The sequence below is a fragment of the Ferrimonas sp. SCSIO 43195 genome (assembly GCF_023716685.1).
Taxonomy (GTDB): Bacteria; Pseudomonadota; Gammaproteobacteria; order Enterobacterales; family Shewanellaceae; genus Ferrimonas; species Ferrimonas kyonanensis.
This window is the reverse complement of record NZ_CP072679.1, coordinates 2,312,210-2,327,824: the sequence shown is the minus strand read 5'-3', so window position 1 is coordinate 2,327,824 and position 15,615 is coordinate 2,312,210. Positions and strand designations below refer to the sequence as shown.

General features: G+C 58.8%; 16 protein-coding genes. 4 read left to right on the top strand and 12 right to left on the bottom strand.

The features are described 5' to 3' along the window. Position 1 precedes the first annotated feature (1 nt). The 4 genes from prc to J8Z22_RS11015 are packed head-to-tail and all read right to left on the bottom strand — an operon-like array spanning position 2 to position 3,530. Complete coding sequence (gene prc, locus J8Z22_RS11030) at positions 2-2,059, bottom strand: carboxy terminal-processing peptidase (RefSeq protein ID WP_252010387.1); 2,058 nt, start codon at positions 2,057-2,059, stop codon at positions 2-4. 51 nt (positions 2,060-2,110) lie between these two features. Next, the gene (gene proQ, locus J8Z22_RS11025; protein ID WP_028112761.1) at positions 2,111-2,755 is read right to left on the bottom strand and encodes an RNA chaperone ProQ; all 645 of its coding nucleotides are present in this window, start codon (positions 2,753-2,755) and stop codon (positions 2,111-2,113) included. Next, positions 2,745-3,044, bottom strand: coding sequence for a hypothetical protein (locus tag J8Z22_RS11020; protein WP_051252621.1), 300 nt, complete (start codon positions 3,042-3,044; stop codon positions 2,745-2,747). The genes proQ and J8Z22_RS11020 overlap by 11 nt, the downstream gene beginning before the upstream one ends. Further along, on the bottom strand, positions 3,045-3,530 hold the full coding sequence (locus tag J8Z22_RS11015) for a GAF domain-containing protein (RefSeq protein WP_371878122.1): 486 nt from the start codon (positions 3,528-3,530) through the stop codon (positions 3,045-3,047). It lies immediately after the preceding gene. A 235-nt stretch (positions 3,531-3,765) separates the two neighbouring features. Here J8Z22_RS11015 and J8Z22_RS11010 point away from each other — a divergent pair, with 235 nt between their 5' ends. Genes J8Z22_RS11010 through J8Z22_RS11000 form a run of 3 tightly spaced genes read left to right on the top strand, consistent with a single transcriptional unit; the run spans position 3,766 to position 7,493 of the window. Further along, positions 3,766-4,308: a paraquat-inducible protein A gene (locus tag J8Z22_RS11010; RefSeq protein WP_245595580.1), complete on the top strand. Its 543-nt coding sequence runs from the start codon at positions 3,766-3,768 to the stop codon at positions 4,306-4,308. Continuing rightward, positions 4,286-4,909, top strand: coding sequence for a paraquat-inducible protein A (locus J8Z22_RS11005; RefSeq protein WP_252010386.1), 624 nt, complete (start codon positions 4,286-4,288; stop codon positions 4,907-4,909). Before J8Z22_RS11010 ends, J8Z22_RS11005 begins: the two co-directional genes overlap by 23 nt. Beyond that, positions 4,899-7,493 (top strand): MlaD family protein, encoded by a 2,595-nt coding sequence (locus J8Z22_RS11000; RefSeq protein ID WP_252010385.1) that lies wholly within the window; start codon positions 4,899-4,901, stop codon positions 7,491-7,493. Before J8Z22_RS11005 ends, J8Z22_RS11000 begins: the two co-directional genes overlap by 11 nt. Before the next feature lie 45 nt (positions 7,494-7,538). Here J8Z22_RS11000 and J8Z22_RS10995 read toward each other — a convergent pair whose 3' ends face one another. Further along, the gene (locus tag J8Z22_RS10995) at positions 7,539-8,768 is read right to left on the bottom strand and encodes a spore maturation protein (RefSeq protein ID WP_028112756.1); all 1,230 of its coding nucleotides are present in this window, start codon (positions 8,766-8,768) and stop codon (positions 7,539-7,541) included. A gap of 69 nt (positions 8,769-8,837) precedes the next feature. Here J8Z22_RS10995 and rsmF point away from each other — a divergent pair, with 69 nt between their 5' ends. After that, positions 8,838-10,253 carry a 16S rRNA (cytosine(1407)-C(5))-methyltransferase RsmF gene (gene rsmF / locus J8Z22_RS10990; protein ID WP_252010384.1) on the top strand — a complete coding sequence of 472 codons (1,416 nt, stop codon included), beginning with the start codon at positions 8,838-8,840 and terminating at the stop codon, positions 10,251-10,253. A gap of 268 nt (positions 10,254-10,521) precedes the next feature. Here rsmF and J8Z22_RS10985 read toward each other — a convergent pair whose 3' ends face one another. Genes J8Z22_RS10985 through dcd form a run of 7 tightly spaced genes read right to left on the bottom strand, consistent with a single transcriptional unit; the run spans position 10,522 to position 15,608 of the window. Next, positions 10,522-11,286, bottom strand: coding sequence for a TatD family hydrolase (locus tag J8Z22_RS10985; RefSeq protein WP_252010383.1), 765 nt, complete (start codon positions 11,284-11,286; stop codon positions 10,522-10,524). A 42-nt stretch (positions 11,287-11,328) separates the two neighbouring features. Next, positions 11,329-11,652 carry a PilZ domain-containing protein gene (locus tag J8Z22_RS10980; RefSeq protein ID WP_028112753.1) on the bottom strand — a complete coding sequence of 108 codons (324 nt, stop codon included), beginning with the start codon at positions 11,650-11,652 and terminating at the stop codon, positions 11,329-11,331. 21 nt (positions 11,653-11,673) lie between these two features. After that, a complete protein-coding gene (gene holB, locus J8Z22_RS10975; RefSeq protein WP_252010382.1) occupies positions 11,674-12,579 on the bottom strand; it encodes a DNA polymerase III subunit delta' in 906 nt (301 codons plus the stop codon). Then, the gene (tmk, locus tag J8Z22_RS10970) at positions 12,576-13,208 is read right to left on the bottom strand and encodes a dTMP kinase (RefSeq protein WP_028112752.1); all 633 of its coding nucleotides are present in this window, start codon (positions 13,206-13,208) and stop codon (positions 12,576-12,578) included. Before tmk ends, holB begins: the two co-directional genes overlap by 4 nt. After that, complete coding sequence (gene mltG, locus J8Z22_RS10965; protein ID WP_252010381.1) at positions 13,208-14,218, bottom strand: endolytic transglycosylase MltG; 1,011 nt, start codon at positions 14,216-14,218, stop codon at positions 13,208-13,210. Before mltG ends, tmk begins: the two co-directional genes overlap by 1 nt. Then, positions 14,212-15,024, bottom strand: a complete 813-nt coding sequence (gene pabC / locus J8Z22_RS10960) for an aminodeoxychorismate lyase (RefSeq protein WP_252010380.1) — start codon at positions 15,022-15,024, stop codon at positions 14,212-14,214. Before pabC ends, mltG begins: the two co-directional genes overlap by 7 nt. After that, positions 15,024-15,608: a dCTP deaminase gene (gene dcd, locus J8Z22_RS10955; RefSeq protein ID WP_028112750.1), complete on the bottom strand. Its 585-nt coding sequence runs from the start codon at positions 15,606-15,608 to the stop codon at positions 15,024-15,026. Before dcd ends, pabC begins: the two co-directional genes overlap by 1 nt. Positions 15,609-15,615: the final 7 nt, after the last annotated feature.

Here is a 15,615-nt window from a genome sequence, read left to right as displayed (position 1 = left end):
GTTACTTCTGCTTGGCCAGACGGCTCCAGTCCACCATATCAAAGGTGATGTTGGCCGACTCAGCCAGCAGGTAGTCGTTGTCCTCGTCGCTGTCATCCACCACCAACTCATCGTCATCGCCGGCGTCTTCCAACTGCTTCAGTGGCTCCAGCCCCTGACGCTGACGACGCTCGTTGGTGCGCTTGAGCTCGGTGGCATCGTCCGCTTCCCGTTTGGCCTCGCGCTCAGATTCCACCAGGCTGACATAGCCTTTGTCTTTCTCGGCGCGATACTCACGAATGTCTTCCTTCAGGTAACCAAACTCCGGATTGGTGTCGGTACGCTTCAGGTAGTTGGCCGTCAGGGTACTGACCATGGTCTTAGGCACTTCATTGACAGTATCGTAATGGGCCTTTGGCACCGTGTCCCAAGGCAACGCATTGTCTTCCTGGGATTCACCGTACTCTCCGGGCACGAAGAAGCTCGGGTACTCGATGTCCGGGGTTACCCCCTTCAACTGAGTACTGCCACCGTTGATTCGATAGAACCGGGCGATGGTGTACTGAACGTGCCCCATGGGCTTCTCAAACAGATCGTAAGCTTTGCCCAGGCTGCGGTGCTGCTGCACCGTGCCCTTACCAAAGGTCGGCTCACCAATCACCATGGCACGACCGTAGTCCTGCATGGCGGCGGCGAAGATCTCCGATGCCGAGGCGCTGTAACGGTTAACCAGCACGGTCATCGGACCGGCGTAGCTGATGCGACCGTCGCTGTCGCGATTGATGTTGATGCGGCCCCGCTGATCACGGATCTGAACCACGGGTCCCTGCGAGATAAACAGGCCGGTTAACAGGGTTGCCTCGCTGAGCGAGCCACCGCCGTTGTTGCGCAAGTCAATGCTGATGGCTTCAACGTTTTCCGCTTCCAGCTTTTCCAACTCTTTGGCCACATCCTGAGAGATGTTGACATAGAAACTCGGGATTTCGATAACACCGAGGCGACGCCCCTGATAGGGACCGTCACTGGGCACATAGACTTCCGATTTTACCGCCCGGTCTTCCAGTTTCACCTTGTCACGAACGATGACAACGGTTTTCGGTTTGGCATTGCTGCCGCCCTTCTTAGGAAGAATTTCCAGGGTCACCTTCGAGCCTTTCGGCCCTTTAATCAACTCGACCACATCATCCAGACGCCAGCCAATGACATCGACGATCTCTTCCCCTTCCTGACCCACACCGGTGATGCGGTCTTCCGGCTTGATGCCACCATTGCTGTCTGCCGGCCCACCAGGAACCAGAGAACGAATGGTGGTGTAATCGTCGCGTACCTGCAGCACCGCACCAATTCCTTCCAGAGACAGGTTCATCTCGGTTTGGAACCGATCGGCGTTGCGGGGAGACAGGTAGCTGGTGTGAGGCTCAATGCTGTAAGCGAAGGCGCCCATCACGTTCTGAAACACGTCTTCGGAGTGGGTCTGACTCAGGCGCTTGAGGGCATTGTTGTATCGCTTACCCAGCATCTCCTTGATCTCAGGCCACTCTTTACCGGTCAGTTTCAGATTGAGGGCATCGTTCTTGACCCGCTGACGCCACAGTTCATCCAACTCAGATTCTGACTTGGCCCACTGGGCGTCTTCGCGGTCGAAGTAATACTTGTCGCCGGCCTGATCGAAGTTAAACGGCTTGTCCAGCAGGCTAAGCGCGTAGCTGAAGCGGGTATAACGCTTCTCCAGGGCCACCTGATAGATGCTGTAGGCATCCTTCATGTCGCCTTTTTGAATCGCCGCCGCAAAACCATCACGATAGCGGTTAAAGCCATCCACCTCGGACTGAGTAAAGATGCTCTTGTTGAAATCGAGCTGCTCCAGGTAGCGATCAAAGATCTGCTGGGAGAACTCGGTGTCCATCGCAAACTTTCGATAGTGAGAACGAGAAAAAAGGTTCGTAACCCGCTTGCTTGCTACCTTGTGCTGGGCTTCCTGTGCCAGTACGGGAATCTCATCTTGAGTGATTACCGGGCTCAGTGCCAGCGCTTGGACGCTAAACAGCGCACCAGCAAACCAGGTTGCCAATCGGGTCATTTTAGGACTCGTTTTCACCATCAATACTTTACTCCTTTAGACCACTGTGGTTCAGATGCGAATGTGTGAGGCCTTCACTTTAACCGTCATGCCTGAATCCAGACGGACCTGAACGTCATCTTTGTTGATATCAACAACAACACCGCTGGCCGGCGCTCGGCCCAACTGAACTTTAACCTTCTGGTCAACGCTCAAAGCCGCGGCTTCAACCGTCTTCAGTTCAGGACGAGGCTTCTCTTCACGCTTGGCTTCAGCAGCCTTGGCGCGAGGGGCAGAAACGGGTTTACTCTTCAGCTTAGACCGTTTCTTTGCCTCAGGGTTTCCTTTGTTTTGCTTGCCCTGCTCAATTTTACGAGCCTTGGCTTTTTCCTGACTCTCTTTCAGCGCCTGTTGAGCATGCTCAACGTGCTGTGCGTCGATTTCGCCACAAGCTTCACCTTGCAGATCAACACGCTGAGTGCCCGCTTTAACGCAACGCAGGTAACGCCAGCTGTTGGTGTAGCGACGCAGCGCCTGACGCAACTGGGTTTTACTCACAGTTTCGTCATCGGCCAGGGCTTCAGCCAGGTCCTGGAACAAGCCAACTTTTAATGGTTTGGCGTCGCCCTCAAGGCTAAAACAGTTTGGAAACTTCTCACACAGAAAGGCGATTACCGCCTTGGTGTCGGAAAGCTTGGTTTGGTTCTCAGTAGTCATTAAACTCTTCCTGTCCCGATTGGTTGGCGAAATGCTCAAACAGGGATTCAACGAACCCTGCCATCATATCCTCGTCCAACTCGACTAATTCGGGATTGTGTTGCCAATACGGCCAGATGGCATCCAACATGGCTTCCAGGGAAGCGGGCTCCATGTCGTCATCGGCCGCGTCATAAACTGCATGATAGAGGCGATTGAGGTTATCTGCAGCAATCTCCTCTTCACCTTCCCAGTCGCCAATGCCTTCGGCATCGACTAGGTAACTGTGGATTGTGACCAGTTCTTTCACTTACAAACCCACCTTTTCTAGATGCGCTTCTAACTCGGTAATCAAGGCTTCAAAGCCGATCTGTTCCTGTTGCTGGAATCGCCCAATCAACGGGCTGTCCAGATCGAGGACCGCAATCACTTTGCCTTGGTAATGGATCGGAACCACCAGTTCAGAGTTACTGGCTGCATCGCAGGCGATGTGGCCGGCAAAGGCGTGCACATCATCGATTCTCTGGGTGCTGTCGGTGGCCACCGCGGTGCCACACACCCCTTTGCCAATCTCGATGCGGACACAGGCAACCTGCCCCTGAAACGGTCCCAATACCAATGTCGTATCACTGTCCACCATATAGAATCCGGCCCAGTTCAGATCCGGGACCGAGTTATAGATAAGGGCGGAAAGATTGGCCAGATTGGCGATAAGATTGGGCTCATCTTCGATCAGGGCGCGGCCCTGTTTGACCAAAGTTGAATAGGAATTGTTAATAGGGGTCGACATCATCATAGTGGTTAAGTCACATAAGGTTGCCATTAACCCAATTTCTCAAAGCCCAGTCAAGTCCGCAGGGCTGGTTAGACCAATTTAAATGGCTTTCCGAGCAAAAAATGGCGAATTTCCTACGGGTTTCGCTATCATAGGTGCTAATACTTCATCTAAGTGGCGGTAAACTTTGTCGAATTGCTCCCTCCTCTGCCCTCATTGCGACCAGATTGTTCGTCGCCGGGCACTCCCCAAAGGGATGCGGCTTTTCTGTCCTCGCTGCCAAAGTCGACTGGCCGATTCACCCTACTGCGACCACAGCGCCCTGGCGGCGCTGACCCTGACCGCGCTGATTCTGTTTATCCCCGCCAACCTGTTGCCCATTCTTGAAGTTAACTTGCTGGGCAGCGTGCGCCAGGCCACCATCGCTTTTGGTGCCGTCATCACCTTTGAGCAGGGGTTCTGGCTGGTGGGTATCGCCATCTTTACTGCCGGCGTGCTGGCACCGCTGTTGGTGCTACTGTCGATCCTGGGCCAACTGGTCCTGCTTAAACTCAAGATCGGCAAGTCGCTGGCCCGGCAGTTGATCAAGTGGCACCCGATGCTGGATCAGATCGCCATGCTGGAGGTGTACCTGATCAGTTTTCTGGTGGCGGCATTCAAGCTCGGCGATTTTGCCGACCTGCACTACGGCGCCGGCACCTTCTGCTTTATGTTGCTGTTTGTGATTACCTTTTACGTGCAATATGAATACAACCGTGACCTGATGTGGCAACGCTATGACCAAACCTATCGACAGTGAGCGCGGCATCGACCGCCAGTGGAAGCTGTGCCGCGGTTGCCACAATGTGGTGGCCGAGCTCAGCCACTGCCCGCGCTGCCACACCCCGGTGCACAGGCGCAAACCCGACAGCTTGCAGCATGCCTGGGCGCTGCTGATCACCGCCATGGTGATGCTGGGACCCGCCAACTTCTACCCCATCACTCAAACCACCAATCAAGGGGTGATGGTGCTGGACACCATCTACACCGGCATCGTGTCGCTGGTCAATTCCGGCATGCTGGGGATCGCCATCATCGTTTTTGTGGCCAGCATCGCGGTACCGGTACTGAAGGTTGTCGGCCTGACGGTGATATTGCTGACCATTACTCTGAAATGGCGAGTCGGCCGTAAACGGCTGATGTTTTTCTATCACGTCATCGAATTCATCGGCCGCTGGTCGATGCTGGATCTGTTTGTGATCGGCATCGTCGCCAGCCTGATTAACATGGGGCAACTGCTGGACGCCAAACCTGCCCCCGCCGCCACCTTTTTTGCCATGGTGATTCTGTTCACCCAGTTTGCGGCAAAATCCATCGATACTCGTTTACTTTGGGATCTTGAAGACGAACATGAACACTAACCAGTCCCCTCGTGTGAGGCGCAAGAAGCTACTCTCTCCCATCTGGATTCTGCCGATTCTGGCGGTGATCCTCGGAGCCTGGCTGCTGTTTACCTACATCAAGGAGCAAGGCACCGAGATCCGCATTCAGTTCCCCAATGCCAACGGCATTGAAGCCCGCAAGACTCTGGTTAAGTACCAGGGCCTGGTGGTAGGGATGGTGCGGGAGGTCGACCTCAGTGGCGACCGCTCCTCGGTGAATGTGCTGATCAAGATGGATCACACCGTCGACGACCTGCTGCGTCAGGACACTCGCTTCTGGCTGGTCAGCCCCAAGGCGTCCATTACCGGGGTCGAAGGTCTGGATGCGCTGTTCTCCGGTAATTACATCGCCATGAAGCCCGGCGAAGGCAAACGACGAGTGCGATTCAATGCCGACACCATGGCACCGGCCTCCGTCGACGGCGCCACCATCATCCACCTCGAGGCCGACAAAGGCGGCTCACTGGATGCCGGTTCCAGCGTCTACTATCAACAAATGAAGGTAGGCGACATTCTGCAGTCGGTGCTGGATCCCGACACCAAGAAGGTTCAGGTAACCGCTCAGATTGACCGCAGTTACGCGCCGCTGGTCAAGGAAAACTCCCACTTCTGGAACGTCAGCGGCCTCAAAGCCGACGCCTCCCTGTCCGGAGTGAAAGTGGAGCTGGAGAGTCTGGCGTCACTGCTGACCGGCGGCATCGCCTTCGACTCCCCGGAAGTGGGTGAAGCGGCAGTCAGCGGCGCCCGGTTTAAGCTGTACCCGGATCGCAAAGCCGCCACCCAGGATCACTTTATCAGTTTCAGTGCCGACAGCGCCGAAGGACTCAAGCCCGGCAGCAAGATTCGCCTGCGCGGCGTCGACATCGGCGAACTCACCGACGTCAGCGCCAGCGAGGATGGCGTGCGCCTCAACGCCGCCATTCGCGACAACTACCGCCACCTGCTGGTCAGCGGCAGCGAGTTCTGGCAAGTAAAAGGGCAACTCTCGTTTACCGGCGCCAAGCACATCGGCAACCTGCTGCTGGGGGACTTCATCAGCGTCGAGCCCGGCAGCGGCGATCCTCAGTATCGCTTCGAACTTGGCAGTGAAGCGCCGGACAGCAGCCGCGACGGCATTGCCCTGACCCTGTACCGCGATGATGCCGCCGGCCTGGATGTGGGATCGCCGGTGCGCTTCAAACAACTGCCCGTAGGGGAAGTCATCGGCATCGACCTGGAGTCGGAAGGCAGCATCGGCATCGAGGTCTGGATTAACGCCCCGTATCACCAGTTGGTGGGCGGCGACAGCCACTTCTGGCTGGCACAGGGATTGGACATCAGCGCCGACCTGAAAGCCCTGTCGGTCTCCTCGGCGCCATTCGGTCAACTGCTTAACGGTGGCATCAGTTTCTCCCGCGCATCCGCGGCCAAGGCCACGGCCAGTGCCCGCTACCCGCTGTTGGATGATTTCGAACAGAGTCAGGCGCCCAAACCGTTCTGGGTTAGGCTCAACACCGACAAGGCCGATGGTCTGGCCATCGGTGCGCCGGTCTATTACCGACAGATGGAGGTGGGCAACGTCCGCGACCTGCAGCTCAAGGGGGACCAATTTGAGATCAAACTGGCGCTGGAGGGACGGTACCAACACCTGATCTCCGACAAGACCCGCTTCTGGAAATACAGTGGCGTTCGCATCAGCGGCTCCCTGACTCAATTTGAGATCGACACCGCCGCCGCCATGGCCTTGCTGCGTGGTGGCATCGCCTTCGACAACCTCGATGGCGACGGCAGCGGCGAGCGGGACAAGTGGCTGTACCTCAACCGCAACGACGCCTTGAGTCCCAAGGTACGCGCCACCGTCTACCTGGATGCCGATGCCGACATTCAACAAGGGGCACCGGTGAAATACCACCAGCAGCAACTGGGCCAGGTGGAGCGACTGCAATTGACCCCGGATCTGAAACGGCTCAAAGCCACCCTGACCCTGGATCCTCAGTGGCAACAGCGATTCCTAGTGGAGGGCGCCCGCTTCTATGTCGCCGAAGCCCAACTGGGCCTGACCGGCACCAAGAACGTTGCCAACCTGGTGCTGGGCAACCACTTGTCCGCCCTGCCCGGCACCGACGGCGGCCCACGTCAACGGGAGTTCCAGGCACTGACCGAAGCGCCGGTTCCCGATGAACATGAGCAGTCACTGCGGCTGGTACTGACCCAGTCGCAACTGGGCTCAGTCAAAATCGGCAGTCCGGTACTGTATCGCCAGATCACCGTCGGCGAAGTGGTGCGCCATGGCCTGGCCAGTGACGCCAGCCGAGTGGAGATCACCATTGAACTCAAGCCTCAGTATCGCCACCTGGTCAACACCAGCAGCCGCTTCTGGAATGCCAGCGGTCTGTCGGTCAAGGTGGGGCTGTTCAGCGGCGCCGAGATCCACACCGAATCTCTCGACACGCTGTTGATGGGCGGCATCGCCTTTGCAACCGAATCCAGCACCAACGACAGCAACCAGGTCAAGCCTCTGACCCGGTTCGCCCTGTATGAACAAGCCGAGAAACAGTGGCTCAACTGGCAGCCCAGCTTCTAAACTCAAAAAAGGCGCCCATCGGCGCCTTTTTTGATGTCCTGCCGCTCAGCCGTAAAACAGGTAGGCCACAGCAATGGCGGCGGAGATACCGGCAAAATCGGCGGTCAGGCCACAAAATACCGCATGGCGGCCGTTGCGAATCCCTACCGAGCCGAAATACACCGCCAACACGTAGAAGGTGGTTTCCGTCGAACCCTGGAACATCGCCGCCAGGCGCCCGGCGAAAGAATCCGCCCCATGCACCGCCATGGTTTCCACCATCATTGCCCGGGCCCCGGAGCCGCTCAGTGGCTTCATGATGGCGGTGGGCAGCGCATCCACGAAACGGGTGTCCATCCCCAGCCCATGAAACAAGGCGGCACAAGCCGACAGCACCGTATCCAGTGCACCGGAGGCCCGAAACCAACCGATGGCCACCAGCATCGCCAACAGATAGGGTAACAGGGTCAACACCACCGACACTCCCTCTTTGGCGCCGCCAACAAACGCATCGTAGGCGTTGACCTTGCGCCGACTCGCCAGCCCCAGGAACGCCATCACCACCCCGGCCAGAACCAGGCCACTGATCTGCGACGACACCTGCTCCAACGCCTGCGCCGACAACGTCATCAGGTAACTGATGGAGGCCAGCAGCGCCGCCAGAGCGACGCCGCCCCACAGCACCACCACCCGATCCAGCAATCGAATGCGCTGGATGCTGGCCACCGCAATCAGACCCGCCAAGGTCGACGCCAGGGTGGCCAATAAGATAGGAATGAACACATCGGTGGGATTGGCCGCGCCCTGCTGGGCCCGGTACATAAACACCGTCACCGGCAATAGGGTCACCGATGAGGTGTTCAGCACCAGAAACAGGATCTGGGCGTTGGTGGCCACATGGGGGGTGGGGTTGAGGCTTTGCAGATCCCGCATCGCCTTCAGCCCCATGGGGGTGGCGGCGTTGTCCAGTCCGAGGGCGTTGGCCGCCAGATTCATGGTCACCGAGGCCAGTGCCGGGTGCCCCGCCGGCACCTCCGGCATTAGCCGCGCAAACAGCGGTGACAAGCGAGCGGCCAGCCACTCCATCAGGCCACACTGTTCGCCGATGCGCATCAACCCCAGCCACAGCGCCAACACCCCGAGCAAACCGATGGCGATCTCCACCGTCAACCTGGCCATCTCAAACAGCGAGTTGGTCATCTCGGTGAAGATCAGCGCCTGGTCGTGCATCAGCCACTGCCAGATCCCGGATGCCGTTCCCAAAACAAACAGCCCCAACCACAATCGATTTAACACCCGGATCCCCTTTTCAAAACCGCTTTATGCTATATTTGGCGCCGTTTTTTCACGATATTGGTACAGACCATGGCGCACATAAGACAGGATTTCCTCAATTCCATCAGCGAGATCCTACCAGAACACCTTAACATGGACGACTTTGTCCGTTACAGCCAGATGCCACTGCGCCGCTCCATACGCATCAATACCCTGAAAATCGATTGCCCGTCGTTCATTGCCATGATGCAGCCCAAAGGCTGGCAGTTTGAGCCGGTTCCCTGGTGCGACTGCGGCTACTGGCTCACCCGTGACGACGAATCCACCATGCTGGGTAACACCATCGAGCACCTGGCCGGACTGTTCTACATTCAGGAGGCGTCGTCGATGATGCCGCCCACCGCCATGGCCAGCCTGGTGACGGCCCCTGGAGCGGTACTGGATGTGGCGTCGGCGCCCGGCTCCAAAACCACCCAGCTGGCGGCCTGGATGGGCAATGACGGGGTGCTGATCGCCAATGAGTACTCAGCCTCTCGGCTCAAAGGACTGCACGCCAACCTGCAGCGACTGGGGATCGGCAACGTCAACCTGACCCATTTCGACGGCCGGGTGTTTGGCCCGACGCTGCCGGAGTGCTTCGATGCGGTGCTGCTGGACGCCCCCTGCTCCGGCGAAGGCACCCTGAGAAAAGACCCCGACTCTCTCAACAACTGGTCGCTGGCCTCCACCGAGTCCATCGCCGCCATGCAGCGAGACCTGATTGAGTCGGCGTTTGTGGCCCTCAAGCCCGGCGGTGTGTTGGTGTACTCCACCTGCACCCTGAACCACAGGGAAAACCAGGATGTTTGCCATCACCTGAGCCAGCGCTTCCCGGATGCGGTGAGCTTTGAAGATCTGTCCACCCTGTTCGACGACGCCCACAAGGCGATCACCCCGGAGGGCTTTCTTCACATCTGGCCACAGGTGTTTGACAGCGAGGGCTTCTTTATTGCCGCCATTCGCAAGACCCAGTCGGTGGACAGCGACTACCGCAAGCCCCGCCTGGGCCGGTTCCCGTTCGGCTTTGCCAACCGCAAACAAACCGCAGAGCTGGAGGCACACCTGCACAGCCAGTTTGGTCTGGCACTGCCGGACAGCCATACCCTGATGAGCCGGGACAATGAACTGTGGTTGTTCCCAAGCGGCAGCGACGCCTTTATCGATAAGATTCGCATGCAGCGTCTGGGACTCAAGGCGGCGGAGTGCCACAAACACGGCATCAAAATCAGCCATCAGCTGGTGATGCTGCTGGGACAGGACAGTCCGTCGGCGATGGCACTGACTGACGACCAGGCGGTGCAGTACCTGCAAGGGCGGGACCTGGCCATGGACAATCCGGACAAACGTAAGGGAGAGGTGATCGTCAGTTACCGAGGATTTCCCTTGGGCCTGGCCAAATGGGTGAATAACAAGCTGAAAAACTCGCTACCGCGGGAACTGGTCAGGGATAAGGTGGCACTGAAGTAACGCCGCAAAAGGCAGCAGCTAAACCGACACTGAATCAGGGTAAATAAATATGATTCATTGATTGGTCAAAGCTGCTTTTTTCAGCTACCTTTAGATGAGATTTTATACCGGTGCGCTGCGGCGTGCCCGAACAGTTCCCCTAAGCCTGTGACAACTTGGAGTGGTTATGGGCTTTTTTTTGCCTGCAATTTGGCCCGCCGCACCTCTGCGCTGTGCCAGCGCTAATGGCCACGGCTCAATCACCATCGCCATTAGCGCGACTGTCCGATCAACGACGACCGAACAGGGCGTGGAAATTCTCTCCGGTCTGCTGGCACAGGGCATCGTAGGACAGATGCTTGAGATCCGCCACAAACTGGGCCACCTCTTTAACATAGGCCGGTTGATTTTGTTTACCCCGGTACGGCATCGGCGCCAGGTAGGGAGAGTCGGTCTCCACCAGCAACCGATCCAGCGGCAGCTTGCGCACCACGTCCCGCAGTTGCTCGGCATTGCGAAAGGTGACGATACCGGAAATGGAGATGTACAACCCAAGATCCAGCGCCGCTTTTGCCATGGCCCAATTCTCGGTGAAACAGTGCAGCACCCCTTGAACGCCCTGCCCCTGCTTGAGAATCGCAATGGTGTCCTCTCGAGCATCACGGGTGTGGACGATCACTGGCTTGTTAAGCTGGTTGGCCACCTCGATGTGCTCGGCAAACGCCTGCTGCTGATCGGCGATGTTGTCTTTGCTGTAGTAGTAATCCAGCCCGGTCTCACCGATGGCCACCACCCGAGGATCTGCCGCTTCCTGCTGCAGCCAATCGCGACAAAACCCCTCTTTGATGTCCAGCGGGTGCACACCGCAGGACAGCAGCACATCCTGGTACGGCGCCACCATGGTCTTCATCTGCTGATACCCGGCCTGGCTGACGGAAACGCACAACATCAGCTGCACACCGGCGTCCCTGGCCCGCTGCACCACCGGTGCCAATGACTCTGGGGTGGGTTGTTCGGCCAGTCTGTCCAGGTGGCAATGGGAATCTATCAGCACGGGGTTACTCCGGAATAAAATAAGGCGACAGAGCTTAAGGGCTTATAGGGTTGAGGTCAATTGAGAAGAGGATAACTGATCGGCCAATACCTGCTCGATGCGGTGGCGGTGACTGCTGTGATCGGCGCCAAAACGCACGCCGACCCCCTGAGCCCGCTCTTTATCGGCCACCGGATTGACCCACACCACCACCCCTTCGAAGCGATACTCCAGCGGGTCATTGGGCAGGCGATAACTGACACTGACGCTCTGGCCCAGTTGCCAGGGTGACAGCGAAGCAAAGAACAGCCCGCCTTCAGACAGAAACCCCATGTACGCCAGATACAGCTGGTTGGCGTTGGCGAACTGGCATTGCAATCGCTCCATTCACGCTCCTGTAGTGCCGAATCAGGGCGAAGCGTGGCTCAGCAGGTGCTGGAACACCGCCACATGATTCAACCCCGACTGTAACTGAAAGGTTTGGTAGGCGTCAGCCACGGCCCGAGCCAGTGGCAATCGGCTGTATACCTGATTGATATAGCTTTTTTGATCCGCTACCAATTCAATATAGAGCAGTTTCAGCGCCAGTGCCGCGTCATCGGCATCCAGTTTTATCAGGGTGTCATCCAGTAGCCCGTCGGCCAGGCTACGCTGCCAGGCCAGTTGCCAGGCATCGATGCGCTCCAGTCGTTGTTGCTCCATCGCCTGATGCAGTGCCAGCGGCCCCCCCAGCAACTTCAAATAGCGGCACAGCTTTTCCGTCGGCAGCGACGGCTGACCAAGGTAAGCCTGGCTCTGGCTCAGGGTTGGCGTCGCCACCAGCAACCGCTGACAGCGGCTGGCTATGGTGGGCAGCAAGCGGTTAACGTGATCGCTGACCAATAAGATGTGCACCCCGGGCGCCGGTTCTTCCAGGGTCTTAAGCAGCGCGTTGGCGGAAGCGCCATTCATGGCATCGGCCTGATGCACCACCACCACCCGGGCTCCCCCCTGGTGCGCGGTGTGGGACAGCTCCTGCAGCAAGGCGCGGATCTGCTCCACTTTGATCACCTTGCCGTCAGGCTTAAGCTCGATGAAATCCGGATGATTGCCGGCGGCCAGCAACTGGCAGCCGCGGCACAGGCCGCAATCTTTGCCCTGTTCACACAACAGACTGTGTGCCAGTGCCAGCGCCAGACGGTGTTTGCCTATCCCCTCGCCACCGCACAGCAGCCAACCGTGGCTGAGACGGTGACCGGCGCGAGCCTGTTGCCACAGCTGCCAGCTTGGCTCCAGCCAGGGCATGGCCGCCAATGATTGCGGCAGGGTATTCACAGCAGCGCCTTGGCCAGGGCGGCTTCGATGTCGGCCTGCACCTGATCGATGGGCTGAGAGGCATCGATGCTGACGGTATTGGGATCCGAGGCGGCGTGGTCCAGATAGCAGCGGCGGGCCCGCTCAAAGAAATCCAGGCTCTCCAGCTCGATGCGATCCAGTTCGCCGCGGCCGCGAGCCCGCTCCAGGCCCAGCTTGGGGTCGATGTCCAGATACAGGGTCAGGCAGGGTTTGAACGCCCCCAGGGTGATGGTCGACAGCCCGGCCACCTCCTGCTCCAGGCCTCGGCCACCGCCCTGGTAGGCCACCGACGACAGGTTGTGGCGGTCGCCGATGACCACCTTACCGGCAGCGATGGCCGGTTTGATCACCGACTCCACCAGTTGCGCCCGGCAGGCGTACACCATCAACAACTCCGTCAGCGGCGCCATCGCCTCTTCCCGGGGCCGTTTCCAGATTTCTCGAATCTCTTCCGCCAGCGGCGTGCCCCCCGGCTCGCGGGTGTTGACCCGCTCCAGATCGGGAAAGTGGCGTGCAAACCACTGGTTAACGCGCTCGATGGCCGAGCTCTTGCCGGCACCTTCCAGGCCTTCGATAACCACAAATGAGGGAATTTTCGGTTGATTCATTATCGCTTTCTTATGTATCGGTTGACGGCCCGGTTGTGTTGCTGCAGCGTTTCAGAAAACTGATGGCTGCCGTCTCCCCGGGCGACGAAATAGTAGTAGTGACTGCTGGCCGGCTGAGCCGCTGCCATCAGCGCTTCGCGACCGACGATGGCAATGGGCGTCGGTGGCAGACCATCGATGCGGTAGGTGTTATAGGGCGTCTTCTGTCTCAGATCCTGCTTGCGAATGTTGCCCTGATAGGCGTCACCCATGCCGTAGATTACCGTCGGGTCGGTCTGCAGCCGCATCCGCTTATTGAGGCGGTTGACAAACACCGAGCCGATCAGCGGCCGTTCGCTGCCCAGTCCGGTTTCCTTCTCGATGATCGACGCCAGGATCAACATCTCATAGGCCGAGTCGATAGGCAACGCCGACTGGCGGGCGCCCCAGGCGCGGTCCAACTCCTGAGTCAAACGCTCGGCGGCACGCTTCAGCAGGCTACGGTCGCTGTCGCCGGCATGAAACTGGTAGGTATCCGGGAAGATCATCCCCTCCGGGTTGGCACCGTCGAAGCCGATCAGTGCCGCCAGTTGCTGCGGCGACGTCACCGTCCGTTGCAACTGTGGGTGGGCCTCGATCCGCTCAAGCACCTGGGCGACGGTCTCTCCCTCCACCAGGGTGATGCGAAACGTCTTCTGGTCGCCGCTGACCAGCATCGCCAGTGTCTGTTTCAGCGATTGCGACGGGTCCAGGTCATAGGTGCCGGCTTTGATGTGGGCCAGAGTCGGGTCCAGCTTCACCGCCAGCTTTATCCAGAATGAGGTCTCCACCCAGCCGCGACCGGACCAGTTATTGGCGACCCGGTTTACGCTGTAACCCTCGGGCAATCGCCACTCGGTGACCTCACTCAATTGCAGCGGCTGATTCAATTTGGCGTCCAGCTGATGCACCAGGTAGGCGGCCCCGATGACGGTAGCCAGCATCAGGCTGAACAGAGAAAGCACCACCTTAGCGGCGAGGGATTTCAACATAGTAATAGACGCTGAATGTCAGAAATGGAGGGTGAAATGGGCACAGGGCGGTCATCGATGCGGATCACCGGCACCGCGCCCATCAGGGCGTTGGTCATAAAGGCGGCGTCGCAGTGTTGCAGTTCATCCCGGGCCACATCCCGGACCTCAAGGGTCCAGTCGTGATCGGCAGCACTGCGAAGCAACTGATGGCGCATGACCCCGGCCACGCCGCAACGGGCCAGCGACGGCGTGATCAGGCGCTGTCCTCGAATCAGAAACAGATTGGCGGCACTGGCTTCAATCACCCGGCCATCGTTATCCAACACCAGCAAGTCGTCGGCGCTGTACTGAGACAGTTCGCGGCGCAGTAGCACCTGCTCCAACCGCCCCAGGGTCTTCATGGCCGCCAACGCCGGTTGCGCCCCTAGGCGCAGTCGAGCGGTGACCAGCGTTACCCCATGCTGTTGCCAGTTCAGGTAGTGCTTGGGGTAATCAAAGGTGGAGACAATCACCGTCGGTGGTCGGTCCAGAATCGGATCGTAACCGCGACCCTGACAGCCTCGGGTGATCACCACCTTGATCACCGCCTCGGCGGGATCACAATGGCTCAGAGCCTGATCCAGGGTGTGCTGAAGCGCCGTCCAGTCGGGCTGTCCCATGGACAGCCGCCCGCAGGCGTGTTGCAACCGCTGCCGGTGCAGCGGCCAGGCCACAATGCGGCCACCGCTGACCCTCAGGGTGCTGAAGTGGCCATCACCGAGATTCAGGCCTCGATCTGCGGCTGCCAGCTCGTCCGTGCGCTGGCCATCGACCCAGGTCGGCATCAGCTGTCCTGGGTGATCCGGCTGGCCACGGCACCTTGCTGATCCCGGTACTTGGCGTTGCTGCGCTTATTGTACGGTCGGGCACACGCCATGTTCAGCTTTTCAAAATTGAGGGCTCCGATGGTCATGCCCGGGCGCAGCGCCAGCGGCAGTTTGCCGCTGTTGTAGAACTCCAGCACAATCTGACCAGACCAGCCGGGATCGATGCGGTGCGCGGTCACGTGCACCATCAGGCCGAGCCGCGCCAATGACGAGCGGCCATCGAGCCAGCCGACGATGTCCGCCGGCAGAGTCAGGGATTCCAGGGTCGCGCCCAGGGCCAGTTCGCCCGGGTGCAGGTAGAAAGCTTCCTCTTCGCCGATGGCAATCTCGTCGCTCATGACGCTGTTCAGCGCCCGCTGAACCTCGTCTCTGGGACCAGACAGGTCGATGGAGGCGCAGGTGTGGTCTTTAAACACCCGAAACTTATCGCCCAGGGTCACATCCACGCTGACTCCGGAAATTTTGTCCTGAGTCGGCCGCGGCTCGATCACCACCAGGCCGTCGTCCAGGTGCTGTTCAATCTCAATGTCGGTAAGACGCATAGTTCTA

Coding starts and splice junctions, on each gene's coding strand:
- prc (WP_252010387.1), bottom strand. CDS start 2,059: ATGACCCGATTGGCAACCTGGTTTGCTGGTGCGCTGTTTAGCGTCCAA.
- proQ (WP_028112761.1), bottom strand. CDS start 2,755: ATGACTACTGAGAACCAAACCAAGCTTTCCGACACCAAGGCGGTAATC.
- J8Z22_RS11015 (WP_371878122.1), bottom strand. CDS start 3,530: ATGATGATGTCGACCCCTATTAACAATTCCTATTCAACTTTGGTCAAA.
- J8Z22_RS11010 (WP_245595580.1), top strand. CDS start 3,766: ATGCGGCTTTTCTGTCCTCGCTGCCAAAGTCGACTGGCCGATTCACCC.
- J8Z22_RS11005 (WP_252010386.1), top strand. CDS start 4,286: ATGACCAAACCTATCGACAGTGAGCGCGGCATCGACCGCCAGTGGAAG.
- J8Z22_RS11000 (WP_252010385.1), top strand. CDS start 4,899: ATGAACACTAACCAGTCCCCTCGTGTGAGGCGCAAGAAGCTACTCTCT.
- rsmF (WP_252010384.1), top strand. CDS start 8,838: ATGGCGCACATAAGACAGGATTTCCTCAATTCCATCAGCGAGATCCTA.
- J8Z22_RS10980 (WP_028112753.1), bottom strand. CDS start 11,652: ATGGAGCGATTGCAATGCCAGTTCGCCAACGCCAACCAGCTGTATCTG.
- tmk (WP_028112752.1), bottom strand. CDS start 13,208: ATGAATCAACCGAAAATTCCCTCATTTGTGGTTATCGAAGGCCTGGAA.
- mltG (WP_252010381.1), bottom strand. CDS start 14,218: ATGTTGAAATCCCTCGCCGCTAAGGTGGTGCTTTCTCTGTTCAGCCTG.
- pabC (WP_252010380.1), bottom strand. CDS start 15,024: ATGCCGACCTGGGTCGATGGCCAGCGCACGGACGAGCTGGCAGCCGCA.
- dcd (WP_028112750.1), bottom strand. CDS start 15,608: ATGCGTCTTACCGACATTGAGATTGAACAGCACCTGGACGACGGCCTG.